Origin of the sequence: Pseudarthrobacter sp. CC4, from assembly GCF_048957775.1 — a bacterium.
GTDB lineage: Bacteria > Actinomycetota > Actinomycetes > Actinomycetales > Micrococcaceae > Arthrobacter.
In genome coordinates this window covers 1-14,639 of record NZ_JARCCZ010000041.1, presented here as the reverse complement: position 1 = coordinate 14,639, position 14,639 = coordinate 1, and the positions used below count along the sequence as shown (strand labels likewise).

The 14,639-nt window shown below is 66.5% G+C and carries 12 protein-coding genes and 1 tRNA gene; 9 read left to right on the top strand and 4 right to left on the bottom strand.

The genetic code is table 11. The annotated features are described in order from the left end of the window. Window positions 1–17: 17 nt before the first annotated feature. The 3 genes from PV768_RS20455 to PV768_RS20445 all read left to right on the top strand — a co-directional run bounded on the left by PV768_RS20455 (window position 18) and on the right by PV768_RS20445 (window position 3,189). Window positions 18–1,421 carry an MFS transporter gene (locus tag PV768_RS20455; protein WP_157240467.1) on the top strand — a complete coding sequence of 468 codons (1,404 nt, stop codon included), beginning with the start codon at window positions 18–20 and terminating at the stop codon, window positions 1,419–1,421. A 98-nt stretch (window positions 1,422–1,519) separates the two neighbouring features. After that, on the top strand, window positions 1,520–2,002 hold the full coding sequence (locus PV768_RS20450) for a cation:proton antiporter regulatory subunit (RefSeq protein ID WP_157240465.1): 483 nt from the start codon (window positions 1,520–1,522) through the stop codon (window positions 2,000–2,002). A gap of 5 nt (window positions 2,003–2,007) precedes the next feature. Further along, a complete protein-coding gene (locus tag PV768_RS20445) occupies window positions 2,008–3,189 on the top strand; it encodes a cation:proton antiporter (RefSeq protein ID WP_421094048.1) in 1,182 nt (393 codons plus the stop codon). 28 nt (window positions 3,190–3,217) lie between these two features. Here the strand turns inward: PV768_RS20445 and dcd are convergent, their stop codons facing one another. Continuing rightward, window positions 3,218–3,793 carry a dCTP deaminase gene (gene dcd / locus PV768_RS20440; protein WP_321214672.1) on the bottom strand — a complete coding sequence of 192 codons (576 nt, stop codon included), beginning with the start codon at window positions 3,791–3,793 and terminating at the stop codon, window positions 3,218–3,220. 146 nt (window positions 3,794–3,939) lie between these two features. On the opposite strand from dcd, the gene PV768_RS20435 reads away from it, so the two are divergent. Further along, a complete protein-coding gene (locus PV768_RS20435) occupies window positions 3,940–5,652 on the top strand; it encodes a CAP domain-containing protein (RefSeq protein ID WP_421094047.1) in 1,713 nt (570 codons plus the stop codon). A 3-nt stretch (window positions 5,653–5,655) separates the two neighbouring features. Here the strand turns inward: PV768_RS20435 and PV768_RS20430 are convergent, their stop codons facing one another. Then, a complete protein-coding gene (locus tag PV768_RS20430; RefSeq protein ID WP_157240464.1) occupies window positions 5,656–6,135 on the bottom strand; it encodes an SRPBCC family protein in 480 nt (159 codons plus the stop codon). Window positions 6,136–6,373: 238 nt separating this feature from the next. On the opposite strand from PV768_RS20430, the gene PV768_RS20425 reads away from it, so the two are divergent. From PV768_RS20425 to PV768_RS20415, 3 genes are all read left to right on the top strand, one after another. Next, window positions 6,374–6,447, top strand: a tRNA-Gly gene (locus PV768_RS20425). Between the two features lie 97 nt (window positions 6,448–6,544). After that, window positions 6,545–6,685, top strand: coding sequence for a hypothetical protein (locus tag PV768_RS20420; RefSeq protein ID WP_197432449.1), 141 nt, complete (start codon window positions 6,545–6,547; stop codon window positions 6,683–6,685). Next, window positions 6,682–7,836, top strand: coding sequence for a N(5)-(carboxyethyl)ornithine synthase (locus PV768_RS20415; RefSeq protein WP_370460546.1), 1,155 nt, complete (start codon window positions 6,682–6,684; stop codon window positions 7,834–7,836). Before PV768_RS20420 ends, PV768_RS20415 begins: the two co-directional genes overlap by 4 nt. A gap of 7 nt (window positions 7,837–7,843) precedes the next feature. Here PV768_RS20415 and PV768_RS20410 read toward each other — a convergent pair whose 3' ends face one another. Beyond that, window positions 7,844–9,253 carry an MFS transporter gene (locus PV768_RS20410; RefSeq protein ID WP_421094046.1) on the bottom strand — a complete coding sequence of 470 codons (1,410 nt, stop codon included), beginning with the start codon at window positions 9,251–9,253 and terminating at the stop codon, window positions 7,844–7,846. Window positions 9,254–9,396: 143 nt separating this feature from the next. Between PV768_RS20410 and PV768_RS20405 the strand changes: the two genes are divergently transcribed. Together PV768_RS20405 and PV768_RS20400 are read left to right on the top strand one after the other, a co-directional pair. Continuing rightward, window positions 9,397–10,251, top strand: coding sequence for a LysR family transcriptional regulator (locus tag PV768_RS20405; RefSeq protein WP_321214677.1), 855 nt, complete (start codon window positions 9,397–9,399; stop codon window positions 10,249–10,251). Window positions 10,252–10,409: 158 nt separating this feature from the next. Further along, a complete protein-coding gene (locus PV768_RS20400) occupies window positions 10,410–10,727 on the top strand; it encodes a hypothetical protein (RefSeq protein WP_321214678.1) in 318 nt (105 codons plus the stop codon). Window positions 10,728–10,826: 99 nt separating this feature from the next. Here PV768_RS20400 and PV768_RS20395 read toward each other — a convergent pair whose 3' ends face one another. Continuing rightward, complete coding sequence (locus PV768_RS20395; RefSeq protein WP_421094045.1) at window positions 10,827–14,333, bottom strand: bifunctional proline dehydrogenase/L-glutamate gamma-semialdehyde dehydrogenase; 3,507 nt, start codon at window positions 14,331–14,333, stop codon at window positions 10,827–10,829. Window positions 14,334–14,639: the final 306 nt, after the last annotated feature.

The following is a 14,639-nucleotide window of genomic DNA, read 5'->3' as shown; positions in this document are numbered from 1 at the left end:
CGGATACGATGCATCCTATGAACAGCGCCAGCGCTCCCGGGGCAACGCAGTCGTCCTCGGAACTTGAATCCGGGACCCAGGCCACCAGCAAGGGCCGCATCCTGGCGTGGGCGTCCTGGGACTGGGGATCGGCGGCCTTCAACGCGGTGATGACCACGTTCGTCTTCACCGTCTATCTCACCTCCAACGCCTTCGGCGGCGAAGACCGGGCCTCGGCGGTCCTTGGAGCTGCACTGGCAGTCGCAGGCCTGGCCATTGCCCTGCTGGCACCGGTCACCGGCCAGCGCTCTGACGCCGGCGGCCGGCGCAAGCTGTGGCTGGGGGTCAACACGGCCGCCGTCGCCATCCTCACGGCGCTGTGTTTCTTCGTGTTCCCGCAGCCGGAATTCCTGCTGTTGGGTGTGACCCTCATTGCGCTGGGCAACGTGTTCTTCGAGTTCGCCGGCGTCAACTACAACGCCATGCTCGCGCAGATCTCCACGCCGCGGAACATCGGCAAGGTCAGCGGCCTCGGCTGGGGCGCGGGCTACCTTGGCGGCATCGTGGCCCTGCTGATCGTGCTCCAGCTGTTCGTCCAGCCCCGCTTTGACTGGTTCGGGGCGTCCACGCAGGACAGCCTGAACATCCGCCTGGTGGCCGTCTTTTCGGCGCTCTGGTTCTTCATCTTCGCCCTTCCCGTGCTCTTCGCCGTTCCCGAACTCCCCCGCGCTGCCCAGGCACGGCGGCTTGGCTTCCTGGCCAGCTATGGGCTGCTGGTCCGGCGGATCAAGGCGATCTATGCCACCAGCCCGCACACCATCTACTTCCTGCTGGCCAGCGCCGTGTTCCGCGACGGGCTGGCCGCCGTCTTCACCTTCGGCGGGATCATCGCTGCGGGCACCTTCGGCTTTGAGCTGTCCCAGGTGATTTTCTTCGCCATCTTCGGGAATGTGGTGGCGGCTGTGGGCGCGGTCATCGGCGGGTTCCTGGACGACCGGATCGGCCCGAAGCGGGTGATCATCGGATCGCTGGCGGGCCTCCTGGTTGCCGGCACCGTGATCCTGGTGCTCGGCAACGGCGACTACGTGTTCCTGGGCATGGCCTGGGCCGGCAGCACCACCTTCTGGGTGTTCGGGCTCTTCCTTTGCCTGTTCGTGGGGCCCGCCCAGTCCTCATCACGGGCCTACCTTGCCCGGCTTGCCCCGCATGGGGAATCCGGCGAGCTCTTTGGCCTCTACGCCACCACCGGCCGCGCCGTCAGCTTCCTGGCGCCGGCGCTCTTCACCCTGAGCATCGCCCTGGCCACTCCCTTCGTGGCCCCGGGCGAGGCGCAGCGCTGGGGCATCCTGGGCATCATGGTGGTGCTCCTGGCCGGGCTGCTGGTCCTGCTGCCGGTGAAGTCTCCGGACAAGGCCCCCATCGCGGTGGTTCCGGCCGCCTAGGCGCGGCGGATTCACGGGACGCCGGCTTGTCCTGCGCTACCTCCCGGACCCGGGGCCGTCCCCACGCCAACAGGGCCTTGGCAGACTAGGCTGGAGGCATGAACGTGGACGAAACGAACCTTCCCGGCCTGGGCCGGCGCAAGGATTTCATGACGGCCTCCGGCCGCCGGATCGGCGTGGTGGAGCTGCGTGAGGGCCAGACGGAACTGATTGTTTCCACCTGGGATGATCCCGATACCTGCCAGGCATCCATACCCCTTACCAGCGAGGAGGCCGCAACCCTGGGCAATCTCCTCGGCGGGCAGCACCTGGCCATGAAACTGACGGAAGAGCACAAGGACGTTCCGGGAATTGTGACCCGCCAGTTCTCCATCGCCCCGGACTCCCCGTTCCAGAACCAGCCCATGGGAAAGGCCTGCATCCGCACCAGGTGCGGCGTCTCCATCGTGGCCATCATGCGCGAAGGCGAGGTGCTCCCCTCGCCGGGACCCGACGTCGTCCTTCACACAGGCGACCTGCTGGTGGCGGTGGGCACCCAGGAAGGCCTCGACGCGGCAGCCGATATCCTGCGTCACGGATAAACGCCGTGGATCCGCTGGCCCTGACCCTCGTTGAACTGGGGGCCGTTGTGTTCTGCCTCGGCCTCCTGGCCAGGCTGGCCGGACGGATCGGAATGTCACCCATCCCGCTCTACCTCCTGGGCGGGCTGGCCTTCGGCGCCGGCGGCATCGTCAAGCTGGAGGGGATGCAGGAGTTCGCGCATCTCTCCGGGGAAATCGGCGTGATCCTGCTGCTTCTTATGCTCGGACTGGAATATACGGCAGCGGAGCTGTTTACCGGCCTGCGGCGGTCCTGGCAGGCCGGCGTCCTGGACCTGGTCCTGAACTTCCTGCCCGGCGCGGCCCTTGCCTACCTGCTGGGCTGGGGCGGCGTCGGCGCCATGGTGATGGGCGGGGTCACCTACATCTCCTCATCGGGGATCGCGGCCAAGGTCATCACGGACCTGGGCCGGCTGGGCAACCGGGAAACGCCGGTGGTCCTGTCCATCCTGGTGTTCGAGGACCTGGCCATGGCCATCTATCTTCCGGTCCTCACCACCATCCTTGCCGGGGTCAGCTTCCTCGGCGGCCTCACCACCGTGGGCATTGCCCTCGCCGTTGTGAGCGTGGTGCTGATGGTGGCCCTGCGCCACGGGCATCACGTGTCCAAGGCCGTCCACAGCGAGAACTCGGAAGTGTTCCTCCTGAACGTGCTGGGCGCCGCCCTGCTGGTGGCCGGCCTGGCCTCCGCCATGCAGGTTTCCGCGGCGGTGGGTGCCTTCATGCTAGGCATCGCCATCTCAGGGGCAACGGCCCACAACGCCACCCGCATCCTGGAACCGCTCCGGGACCTCTTCGCCGCCATCTTCTTCGTGGCTTTCGGGCTCAACACCGATCCTTCATCCATCCCGCCGGTGCTCGGCTGGGCACTGGTGCTGGCTGTCATCACAGCGGCCACCAAGATGGCCACCGGGATCTGGGCGGCCAAGCGCGCAGGGATCGCCAGGCCCGGACGGTTTCGCGCCGGCGCCACGCTCGTTGCGCGCGGCGAGTTCTCCATCGTCATCGCCGGCCTGGCAGTGGCGTCAGGAGCGGTTTCGGATGAACTGGCAGCCCTTGCCACTGCGTACGTCCTGCTCATGGCCGTCATCGGCCCGCTGGCTGCCCGCTATGTTGAGCCGCTGGTGAGGCCAATGCTGCGGCCCCGGAGCGTGGCCGCCAAAGCCTAGGAACGCGGGCCTGATGCCAACCGCGCGCCTAGATCGACGTGCGGTGGAAGTTCAGGTGGCTGCGGCTCGCCGTGGGGCCGCGCTGGCCCTGGTAGCGGTTGCCGTACTCGCCCGAGCCGTACGGGTGCTCCGCCGCGGAGGACAGCCGGAAGAAGCACAGCTGGCCGATCTTCATGCCGGGCCACAGCTTGATGGGAAGCGTGGCCATGTTGGAAAGCTCCAGGGTGACGTGGCCCGAAAAACCGGGGTCGATGAAGCCCGCGGTGGAGTGCGTCAGCAGCCCCAGCCGGCCCAGGGAGGACTTGCCCTCCAGCCGGGCGGCGATGTCGTCCGGCAGCGTGACCGTTTCATAGGTGGAACCCAGCACGAACTCGCCCGGATGCAGGATGAACGGCTCGTTCTGTTCCACCTCCACCAGGCGGGTGAGCTCCGGCTGTTCCTCCGCCGGGTCGATGTGTGCGTACTTGTGGTTATCGAACAGGCGGAAGAATTTGTCGATCCTCACGTCCACGGAGGACGGCTGGACCATCGCCGGTTCGTACGGCTCAAGCACGATCCGCTGGGAGTCTATTTCGGCACGAATGTCGCGGTCAGAGATCAGCACCGTCCCAAATTACCGCATGGCCCATCAGTACCTGTTATCCACAACCGCATTCTTTCGTTGTTGCTGGCGTCTGCTGGGGCTAATGTTGCCTCAGTGATTCAGGCGCCGGATGGTCTCCCGGATGGCCCAACAGAGCTGGGGTTGTTGTGAATAAATTGGTGGCGCCCGCCTTCATTGGCGCGCTCTGCGCTTTGGCGCTGGTCTCCTCGTCGGCCGGCACGCCTCCCCTGCCGCTGTCGCCTGGGGTGGCAACGGGAGCGGCGGGTCCGTCCAGCGTCGTCCTGGCCACGGCCACCGTGAACGACGACGGCGGTACCTCCGCGGGCGAAAGCCCGGCTGCGTCGGGGCTCACCCCCGCCGTGGAACCTGGCATCCGTCCGGCGTCGCCCGCGGGCGCTGCCGTCGCAGTGGCACCGGAGCCTGCACCCGCTGCGCCGTCACCTGGCGTGCAGGCGGCACCGGCGCCGAGTACGGCCACTGCGGAACCGGCCCCCGAGGTCCCCTGGATTCCGCCGCTCTGGGCCCCGGATGAAGAACTGGCCTCACCGGCGCCCTCCCGCTTGGCGGCTCCCGAGTCGGCCACCGCACTGCCTTCGACGGAGGCCCTGGTGCCGGACAGCAATGCCGCAGCGATTCTCACAGTCTTCACCAAAATCAATGAGTACCGGGCGTCCAAGGGCCTTAATCCGGTGAAATACCACCCAACGGTGGCCGGGCTGGCGCAGGAGTGGTCGGACAGCATCGCGTCCCGCGAGGTGATTGAGCACCGCGCCAGTTTCTGGACCGATCCGCGTGCCCTCAGTCCGACCAACGGCGCCGGCGAGGTCATCGCTATCCGAACTGACCGCGATGCCGCGCTGCTCGTGGAATGGTGGAAGAGCTCCGCCGGCCATAACGCCATGCTGCTCGATCCGCGCTTCAACGTCATGGGCGCCGGCATCTCGTACACGGACCGCACGTACCAGATCTGGGGAGTGGTGAACTTCTTCGGCTATACCACTCTTCCAGCCGGCACCCTCGATGCTCCCGGCGGTGCCGGGTCCGGCAATGCCTTCCCACCGGCGGCAGCCAGCGTGTGCGACGCACCCGTCAAACATATGCCGCCCACGCTGGACCTCTCAGCCGCAGCGGTCAAGGGGCCGGGTGACCTCGTGACCGTGGATTCCGCCGGACAGCTCCTTGCGCGCGCTGCCACCGGCGCGCGCACCTATGCCGCCGCCAGGGTCATCGGTTCAGGCTTCACGGGCGCCAAGGAGGTGTTCGTTACCGACTGGGACCGGGATGGTGCCTACGATCTCCTGACCCAGTGGACCGACGGCACCCTGACCCTGCACCGGGGCATCGCCACAGGCGGGTTCCAGGCCGCTGCCACCCTCGGGAGAGGGGGATGGGAGCCCCTCACCCTTGCCGTGGGTGGCTGGTGCGCCAACAACCGGATGCCGCAGCTGCTTGCGCTGGACGGAGCCGGGAGTCTCTTCCTGTACCCGAACAAGGGCCTGGGCGACCTTTCAGAGCGTGCGTTCGTAGGCTCTGTCGGCGCTGCCCGGAAGCTGTCCATGGTGGACTACGACGCCGACGGGTTCCAGGATGTCCTCGCGCTGCGGGCCGACGGATCGGTCCAGCTCCACCGCGGCTGGGGCACCCCCGCGCTGCGCGCCGAAACAAGGCCTACGGTCGCCACCGGCTGGGGAGACGTAACAGGCATCAGGGCTCTGAGGGACGTCACAGGACTGAACTCCACGGGGTTGGCGCTGCGGCGGGCAACCGATGTTGTCCAGTACTGGGACCTGACCTCGGGAAGCCTGGCGGCGCCGTCGAACATTCCAGGACCTTGGACCGGGCAGCGGCTGGCGCAGTAGGCACTAGATGGCCGGCTGGAGCTCCAGCACGTCCTTGAGGCGTTCCAGCTGGGCCACCTCGGAACGGAGGTTCCGTTGGAACATCCTGCTGGTAAAGCCGAGCTTGTTCAGGAAACCGGGCCGGTTCAGGAACCCGATGGCCTCCTTCGCCCGGGCTTCCAGGGCAAACCGGACACGCGTTCCCCCGGATTCCGTACTGAGGTAGTACCCGCCCGAACGGTGCGCAGGTCCGGAGACGACCTGGAACTCGATCTCCGCGCCCGGCCGGGCCGTGGTAATTTCCAGTTCCGCTGGAATGCTCAGTCCGGACCGCCCGGCCACCATCTTCCGGTAGACCGCGCCCTTGGCGGCGGAAGCGCCCTGCAGCAGCGTGACGCTGCGGACCGAGTCGCACCAGAGCGGAAGATTGGTGGCATCCAGCAGGTACAGGTATACGGCCATGGCGTCACGACTGATCAGGACCTCATGCTCCGCAAATGCCATGGGGATCTTTCTGTGTGGACGTCGGCTGGCCGCAGCAGCTGCGCCCCCCCGGCACCGCAGCTACCCGGTTCAGGTTAGCCAGCGCTCCGCGTGCCCACCTAGCCACGGCCGGGGACGTTATTCAAGAGTTACTGGATGACGCGCGGGCCGGCCGGGACACGGGGCCCGGCGCTCCGAATGGGCAGGCCAGGCACACATCTGCGCTAAGCTATGTTCTGCCCCTCCTCGGCGGGGCATTGCGGCTGTAGCTCAATGGTAGAGCGCTAGCTTCCCAAGCTTGATACGCGGGTTCGATTCCCGTCAGCCGCTCCATGTTTTCAGCGGGGCCGCCAGCACCCGCCGGGCCATTAGGTACCGCCCTGTATCGTCAGTAGTCAGGAACCTATTCGGTTCCACTACAGGAGCGATCATGGCTGACAAGTCCCCCCGTCAAGCAGCATCCAAGAAATCCGGCAAGTCCATCAAGGAAAAGCGCGCAGATAAGCGGGCCGCCGCAGCGCCGGCGAGTTCGCTGGATATCACCTCGAGCAAGGCCGCCAAAAAGAAGTGACCGGCCAACAGAGCCAACTCACCCTTGGCGTGCTGGCGTCCACAAGGAAACCGGACGAACGCCGCCTCCCCATCCACCCCCTGCACTTTGAGCGCATTGCGCCGGAGATCCGCCAGCACATCATCCTTGAGCACGGCTACGGGGAACGCTTCGGCGTTTCGGACGCGCACCTCTCCACCCTGGTGGGCAGGATGGCCGGCAGGGAGGCCCTCCTGGCGGAGGCCGACGTCGTCCTCCTGCCGAAGCCGCAAGCGGAGGATTTGTCCGACCTGCGGGACGGCCAGGTCCTCTGGGGCTGGCCGCACTGTGTCCAGGACCGCGCCATTACGCAGCTGGCCATTGACAAGAAGCTCACGCTGATCGCTTTCGAGGCCATGAACCACTGGGCCAGCGATGGCGGCTTCGGGCTGCACGTCTTCCACAAGAACAACGAGCTCGCAGGGTACTGCTCAGTGCTCCACGCACTGGCACTGACCGGCTCAACCGGCGACTACGGACGCCGGCTCAGCGCCACAGTCATCGGTTTCGGCGCTACGGCACGCGGCGCCGTTACGGCCTTGAACGCCCATGGCATCCACGACGTCCAGGTGCTCACCAACCGCGGGGTGGCCGCCGTCGGCGCCCCCATCCACTCGGTCAATATCGTCCAGTTCGATCACGACGCCGAAGCACCCTTCCTCAGCCAGGTCATCACTGAACGGGGCAGGGTGCCGCTGGCGCCGTTCCTGGCCGAGAGCGACATCGTGGTCAACTGCACCCTGCAGGATCCCAACAACCCGCTGACCTATCTGCGCACGGAGGACCTCGCCGCGTTCAACCCGGGCAGCCTCATCGTGGACGTGTCATGCGACGAGGGAATGGGTTTCAGCTGGGCACGGTCCACCACGTTCGCGGACCCCATGTTCACGGTGGGCGACCATATCAACTACTACGCAGTTGACCACAGCCCGTCCTACCTCTGGAACTCCGCCAGCTGGGAAATCAGCCAGGCCCTGCTGCCGTTCCTGGAAACCGTCGTCAGCGGCCCCGAGGCATGGGACGGCAACGAAACCATTTCCCGCGCCATCGAGATCCGCGACGGCGTGGTCCGCAACAAGGACGTGCTCGAATTCCAGAAGCGGGAAGAGGCTTACCCGCACCGGGCGCTGTAGCCGCAACCTACGCCGCCGCGCGCCGGACAATCCTCACCGGCTGCCGACGGTCCTTAAGGTCCACCCGCAGCAGCAGCGAACCCTTGCGCGCCAGGATCAGGGCGACGGTCACGGCCGCGAGGGCCGGCACCCCGCCGGACACCAGCAGGGCCACATGCGGATCGGCATGTTCAGCGACCCAGCCGAGCATGGGGCCACCAATGGCCTGGCCGCCGATCAGCACCATGATGTACAGGCTCATCACCCTGCCCCTGATGCCCATGTTGGAGCTGACCTGGACCAGCTGGTTGGACCCGGTCAGGAACATGAGGCACCAGAACCCGGACAGCACCATCACTGCGCCGAACACCGGCATGGACGGGGCCAGGGCGGCCAGGCAGAGCATGGCGCCGTACATTCCCGCGCAGAACACCACGGACCGCAGCCGGAGGTGGCGGCGCCGGGTGGAAGCCACAGCCCCGGCCAGCGCCCCGAGCGCCACCAGGGCGTTCAGGAGGCCGTAGCCGCCGGCACCAACGTTGAAGACGTGGTCCGCGTAGGCTGCGAGCAACACCGGCAGCCCCATGGCGAAGACTGCAATAAAGCCGGCCATCAGCCACGGCCAGTAGATGGTGGGCTTGCCTAACGCGTAACGCAGCCCCTCGCGCAGCATGCCCTTGCTCTTCGGGGTGGGCGCACTGACGAACAGCTCGTCCTTGCGCAGGATGAGCAGCATGGCCACCGTAGTGCAGCAGGCGAAGGCGTTGCCGGCGAAGGCCCAGCCCGCCCCCACGGCGGTCAGCAGCCATCCTGCCAGGGCGGGGCCAATCAGGCCGCCCAGCTGGAAGGTGGTGGAGTTGACGCTGATGGCGTTGCGCAGGTAGTTGGGCCCCACCAGTTCGTTGACGAAGACCTGGCGTGCCGGCTGGTCGAGGACGGTCACCAGGCCAAGCACCAGTGCGATCAGGTAGACGTGCCACACCTCAATGGCGCCGCTGAGTGCAAGGGCTGCCAGAGCGGCGGCCAGGACCGCGGCCATGCCCTGGCACAGGATCAGGATCTTCCGCTTGGCGAACCGGTCCGCAATCATCCCTCCCCAAGGCCCGAGGAGCAGGGACGGCAGGAACTGCAGCGCCACGGTGATGCCAACCGCGGTCACGGAGCCGGAGAGTTCCAGCACCAGCCAGTCCTGGGCGATCCGCTGCATCCAGATGGCGACGACGGCGATGAAGTGGCCGATCGCGAAGATGCGGAAGTTGGGAACCCGGAGGGAGATGAACGTGTGCTTCCATGGCAGGCGTTCGCTGACGACGGCGATGGGCTGGGTTTGGTTGGGCTGGGTTTGGTTGCGCCGGCTTTGGCTATCTGGCGGGGCGGAGTGTGCGGTGTCGATGACGGGCTGGGTGACGGTTGCCGATGAAGGCGGTGGGGGTGCCACAGGTGTGTCCTCACAGTGCGTGCGGTCCGGGATGTCCTTAACGCTAGGCTGGAGGCACCGGATTATGGCGACGTATCGTCCCTATAACTCCTATTGCAGACTGCAATACAGCAACGTCCACCCCGACGCCCCCGGAGTCCATCGTGTTCGAACCAGCCCAGCTGCGCTCTTTCCTGGCCGTGGCGGAAACACTCAGTTTCACAAAGGCCGCCGAGCGGCTCGGACTGGCCCAGCCCACGGTCAGCCAGCATGTCCGCAAGCTGGAGGCGGCCGCCAAGCGGGTACTGGTCAGCAGGGACACGCGGGACGTCCGGCTCACGGACAACGGGGACGCGATGGCGGGGTTCGCCCGGAACATCCTCGCTGCGCACGACTCCGCTTCACGGTACTTTTCCGGTTCCGCGATGCGCGGACGGCTGCGGTTCGGTACTGCTGACGACCTTGCCATTACAGGCCTGCCGCGGATCCTGCGGGAGTTCCGGCAGATCTACCCGCAGATCAACCTTGAACTCACGGTGGGCCAAAGCGACCAGCTGTACCGGAAGCTCAACGCGGGGCAACTGGACCTTGTGTTCGTGAAATGGGTGGCCGGAGCCAAAGACGGAACGGTGGTGCAGCACGATTCCTTTTCCTGGGTGGGACTGGAGCAGACCACGCTGGACCCGTCAGCCCCCGTTCCGCTCATCGCCTACCCGTCCCCCAGCCTGAGCCGCAAACTGGCCATCGACGCCCTCGAGTCCCATGGCAGGACCTGGCGGATCACCTGCACGACACGGCAAATCAGCGGTGTGCTGGCGGCGGTACGGGCGGGGATCGGCGTCGCCGTCATGCCGTCGTCGCTCGTCCCGGAGGACCTGAAGATCATTACCCGGCGCTTCGACCTGCCCGCGGTGGGCGACGTGGACTTCACCCTGATCCGCAACCCGCTGGCCAACGCCGAAGTCATTGACGCCCTGACGCAGTCAATTGTGGGCCGGACCATTAACCGACCAGCATAACGCCCCAAGGTGTCCCGCAGGCGAAGCCAAGCCGGTGTTTCCATTGATTGCCGAAGGCCGCATCCCTTATGCTGAATTTTCCAGGGTCAAGCAGCCGGCCGTCATCCAACACGACGCCGCTCCTGCATGCCAGGATTCCGGCTCGGGACAGGCAGCCAATGACGACAGCCAAGAACACCCACTACAGCCCGGCCCATGCCCGTGCGCACACCCCGGCGCGGCCGCTTGGAACCCGCAATTCCAGACTCGGTGCAGGCATTGCCACCACCGACTCCGGATACGTCGGCAAACCTACCTGTGACAGATGCCGCACTGACGAGTTTGTCTACCTAGAGTCTTACATTCCGCCCACCTACCGCCGTGACGGTTCGGTAGGCACCCTGGGCGAAGTCGCCTACACCTGCACCCGGTGCGAGGATTTCTCGGCCCACAGCGTTCCAGTCACGTGGACGCCGCCCGGGTGGTACCTGGGCTAGTATCCGCAGGCCGAAGAGGGCCGGACGGCCACCGCAAGGTGAGCGTCCGGCCCTCTTCGTGCCGGCATGCTTGTGCCGGCAGACCCCTCGATCAGGGCCCTAGATCAGGGCGTCCGAGAGGTGGTTGGGCGTTCCGAACCGGTGGGCGGTGATGCTGACGGCCTGCTCGTGCAGGAAGGGCAGCAGTTCCACGCGGCCGGCTTCGGTAACCGGGTGGGCATAGATTGCCAGGTCGGGACGGCCGCCCGTGGCCTTGGCAAGGCCTGCCGCATCGCCGCCGATGAGGCGGACCCGTGCGCCGGAAAGCTTCCCCGCCGCGGCGAGCCGGCCCGCGGAAGCCAGCCATTCGGCGTCGGACTCCACCGTTACTTCGATGTCCAGCGCGGTGAGCACCGGACGCAGCTGGGCGGGAAGTTCGACGGCGGAGGACACCGTGAGCGCAGAACCCGCCAGCACACCGGCTGCCACAGTCCGTACCAGGTGGCCCAGCGGCGCACCTTCGGACAGGCGGACCGTCACGGGCAGGCTGCGGTAGCGGAAGATGTTGCGCTCCGCGCTGAGGCCGGAGACGTCCTTCGCTGTGCCGAACTCCTCCGTCCACGCCTGGGCGTCGGACGCCAGGGCCCGCTGCACGGACTCGAGCTCGGCGGGCTGCAGGGCAGCGCCGGCAGCGTTGAGGATGCGCCGCACGCCGGGGTTGGTGACAGCGGCATGCGCCGAGGCCGTGGCGGGCGCCCAATCGCCGAGCCCTGCCAGGTAGTTTGGCCCGCCGGCCTTGGTGCCTGCGCCAACGGCGGACTTCTTCCACCCGCCGAACGGCTGGCGCTGCACGATGGCGCCGGTGATGCCTCGGTTCACGTACAGGTTTCCGGCCTGGATGCTGTCCAGCCAGACGCCCAGTTCCTCGGAGTTCAGGGAGTGCAGGCCTGCGGTGAGGCCGTACTCGATCTGGTTCTGGATGGCGATGGCTTCCTCAAGGGTGTCGGCGGTCATTACGCCCAGGACCGGTCCGAAGAATTCGGTCAGGTGGAAGTAGGAGCCGCGCTTGACGCCGTAGCGCACACCCGGGCTCCAGAGCCGGCCGGTGTTGTCCAGCTTTTTCGGTTCCACGGCCCAGTTCTCGCCCTCGCCCAGGGTGGTGAGGGCGTTGAGGAGCTTGCCCTTGGCGGGTTCGATGATCGGGCCCATCTGGCTGGTGGGGTCCTCGGGGTAGCCCACCTTGAGGGAGGTCACGGCGTCGATGAGCTGGTTGTGGAACCGCTTGGACTTGGCGACCGATCCCACCAGGATCACCAGCGACGCGGCCGAGCACTTCTGGCCGGCGTGCCCGAACGCGGAGTACGCCACGTCCTTGGCTGCCAGGTCCAGGTCCGCGCTGGGGGTGACGATGATGGCGTTCTTGCCGCTGGTTTCGGCCAGCAGCGGCAGGTCCTGGCGGAAGGACCGGAACAGTTCGGCGGTCTCGTAGCCGCCGGTGAGGATCACGCGGTCCACGGCCGGGTGGCTGATGAGCTGCTTGCCCAGTTCCCGCTCGCCCAGCTGCACCATGGTCAGGACGTCCTTCGGGACGCCTGCCTCCCAGAGGGCTTCGACCATGACGGCGCCGCTGCGGGCGGCCTGCTTGGCAGGCTTGATCACGACGGCGGAGCCGGCGGCGAGTGCCGCGAGGGTGGACCCGGCGGGGATGGCAACCGGGAAGTTCCATGGCGGGGTTACGACGGTGAGCTTCGCCGGGACGAACGTGGCGCCGTCGACCGCGTCCAGCTTGCGTGCGGACTCGGCGTAGTAGTGGGCAAAGTCCACGGCTTCGCTGACCTCGGGGTCGCCCTGGTCAATGGTCTTGCCGGTTTCGCTGGCCATGACCTCAAGCAGGTCGGCGCGGCGCGCCTCCAGGACGTCGCCGGCGCGGTGCAGGATTTCGGCGCGCTCGGCGCCGGACAGGGCACCCCAGGCCTTGCCCTTCTCCACGGCGGCCTGGATGGCGCCGTTCAAGGTTGCTTCGTCATTGATGAAGGCGGCTTTCACGGAGGCGTTGCCCAGGGTGGAGGACGGGACGCGGTCCAGGATGGCCCGGCCCCAGTCGCGGTTGGCGGGCAGGGACGGGTCCGTGTCCGGGGTGTTCTCGAAGTGGTCGTGCGGCCTGGGGACGGGCGGCAGGCTCCGGTTCTGCTTTCGGTTGGGCGCCGGGACACGGTTGTCCAGTTCGGCGAGGGACGCGAGGAAGCGCTGCTTCTCGCGCTCGAACAGGACTTCATTCTTGTCCAGCTCGAACACGGCGGACATGAAGTTGTCCTGGCTGGCGCCCTCTTCGAGGCGGCGGATCAGGTAGGCAATGGCGACGTCGAACTCGGCCGGGTGCACCACCGGCGTGTAGAGCAGCAGGGAGCCGACGTCCTTCTTGACGGCTTCGGCCTGGCCCTGGGCCATGCCCAGGAGCATCTCGAACTCGATACTCTGCTGTGCGCTATCCGCGATGCCGCGCTGCTTGGCAAGGAGCCAGGCGAAGGCGATGTCGAACAGGTTGTGGCCGGCCACGCCGATCCGGATGTTCTTGATCCGCTCGGGGTGCAGGGAGTAGTTGATGACGCGCTTGTAGCTGGTGTCCGAGTCCTGCTTGCTGCCCCAGGTTGCCAGTGGCCAGTCGTGCAGGGAGGATTCCACCTGCTCCATGGGCAGGTTTGCGCCCTTGACCACACGCACCTTAATGGCGGCGCCGCCGTTGGCACGCCGTTCAGCCGCCCAGTCCTGCAGCCGGATCATCGCGGACAGGGCATCCGGGAGGTAGGCCTGGAGAACAATGCCCGCTTCCAGGTCCTTGAATTCGGGCTTGTCCAGGATCCTGGTGAAGACCGCGATGGTCATGTCCAGGTCCTTGTACTCCTCCATGTCGAGGTTGATGAACTTGGCTTTGGGAAACGAAGCTGCGCGGGTGAACAGCGGGGTGAGCTTTTCCACCACGTGCTCCACGGCTTCGTCGAAGGCCCAGGCGGAGTGCGGGGCAACGGTGGAGGAGACCTTGATGGAGACGTAGTCGACGTCGGGGCGCGCCAGCAGGGCGTGCGTTCCTTCGAGCCGGCGGGAGGCCTCGTGCTCGCCAAGGACAGCCTCGCCGAGGAGGTTGACGTTGAGCTTGATGCCGTCCTTGCGGATCTTGGCAATCGCGGGCCCGAGCTTGGCGTCGGTCGCGTCAACGATCAGGTGGCCCACCATTTCGCGCAGGACCTTGCGGGCAATGGGGATGACCACCTGCGGCATGACCGGAGCCATGGTTCCGCCCAGCGCTACGGCGCTGCGCATGTACCAGGGCAGGAACGCGGGGACCTTGGGCGCCAGTGCCGCGAGGTTGCGGGCGGCAACGTTCAGGTCCTCGGGGCGGACCACGCCGTCCACGAAGCCAACGGTGAATTCCAGGCCGTTGGGGTCCTTCAGGACGCCGGCAAGCTGCTGGGCCGAAGCGTCCACGGGCACCTTCGAGGCCTCGGTCAGCCAGTGGCGGACCAGCGCCACGGCGTCGGCTGCCAGGGCCTTGGCCTGGGGCACGTCGACGTCGACGGTCCGGGGCGCAGTTCCGGCGGCAGCTGCGGGTTCCATTGCAATGTGGGTCATTGTTTTCCCGATCTTTCTGGGGTTCAAGGAGGTCTTATCAACCAGTATGAGCTTCCAGTCACATAAGATAAAGCGATCTTTTCTAAGCAATACCGGTTAGAAAATCCAACTCTTCTCTCCGCCACTGGACCGGACGGAGACCCCCGCACCCTCTCTCACTTCCTGCGCGTTTTCGGGCAACCCTCGCTCACTTAATGCGGGAAAAACCGAAACGCTCTATCACTCTGAGCTGCTCCCCGGAAGTTGGACTGAGAAATTCAGTTCCGACTTCCGGGGAGCAGTTTTATGCATGCACGTAGTTCATTG

Bases quoted from the DNA above. Each gene is read 5' to 3' on its own strand.
- PV768_RS20400 (WP_321214678.1), top strand. From the start codon at position 10,410: ATGACGACAGCCAAGAACACCCACTACAGCCCGGCCCATGCCCGTGCG.
- PV768_RS20420 (WP_197432449.1), top strand. From the start codon at position 6,545: ATGGCTGACAAGTCCCCCCGTCAAGCAGCATCCAAGAAATCCGGCAAG.
- PV768_RS20455 (WP_157240467.1), top strand. From the start codon at position 18: ATGAACAGCGCCAGCGCTCCCGGGGCAACGCAGTCGTCCTCGGAACTT.
- PV768_RS20430 (WP_157240464.1), bottom strand. From the start codon at position 6,135: ATGGCATTTGCGGAGCATGAGGTCCTGATCAGTCGTGACGCCATGGCC.
- PV768_RS20450 (WP_157240465.1), top strand. From the start codon at position 1,520: ATGAACGTGGACGAAACGAACCTTCCCGGCCTGGGCCGGCGCAAGGAT.
- PV768_RS20395 (WP_421094045.1), bottom strand. From the start codon at position 14,333: ATGACCCACATTGCAATGGAACCCGCAGCTGCCGCCGGAACTGCGCCC.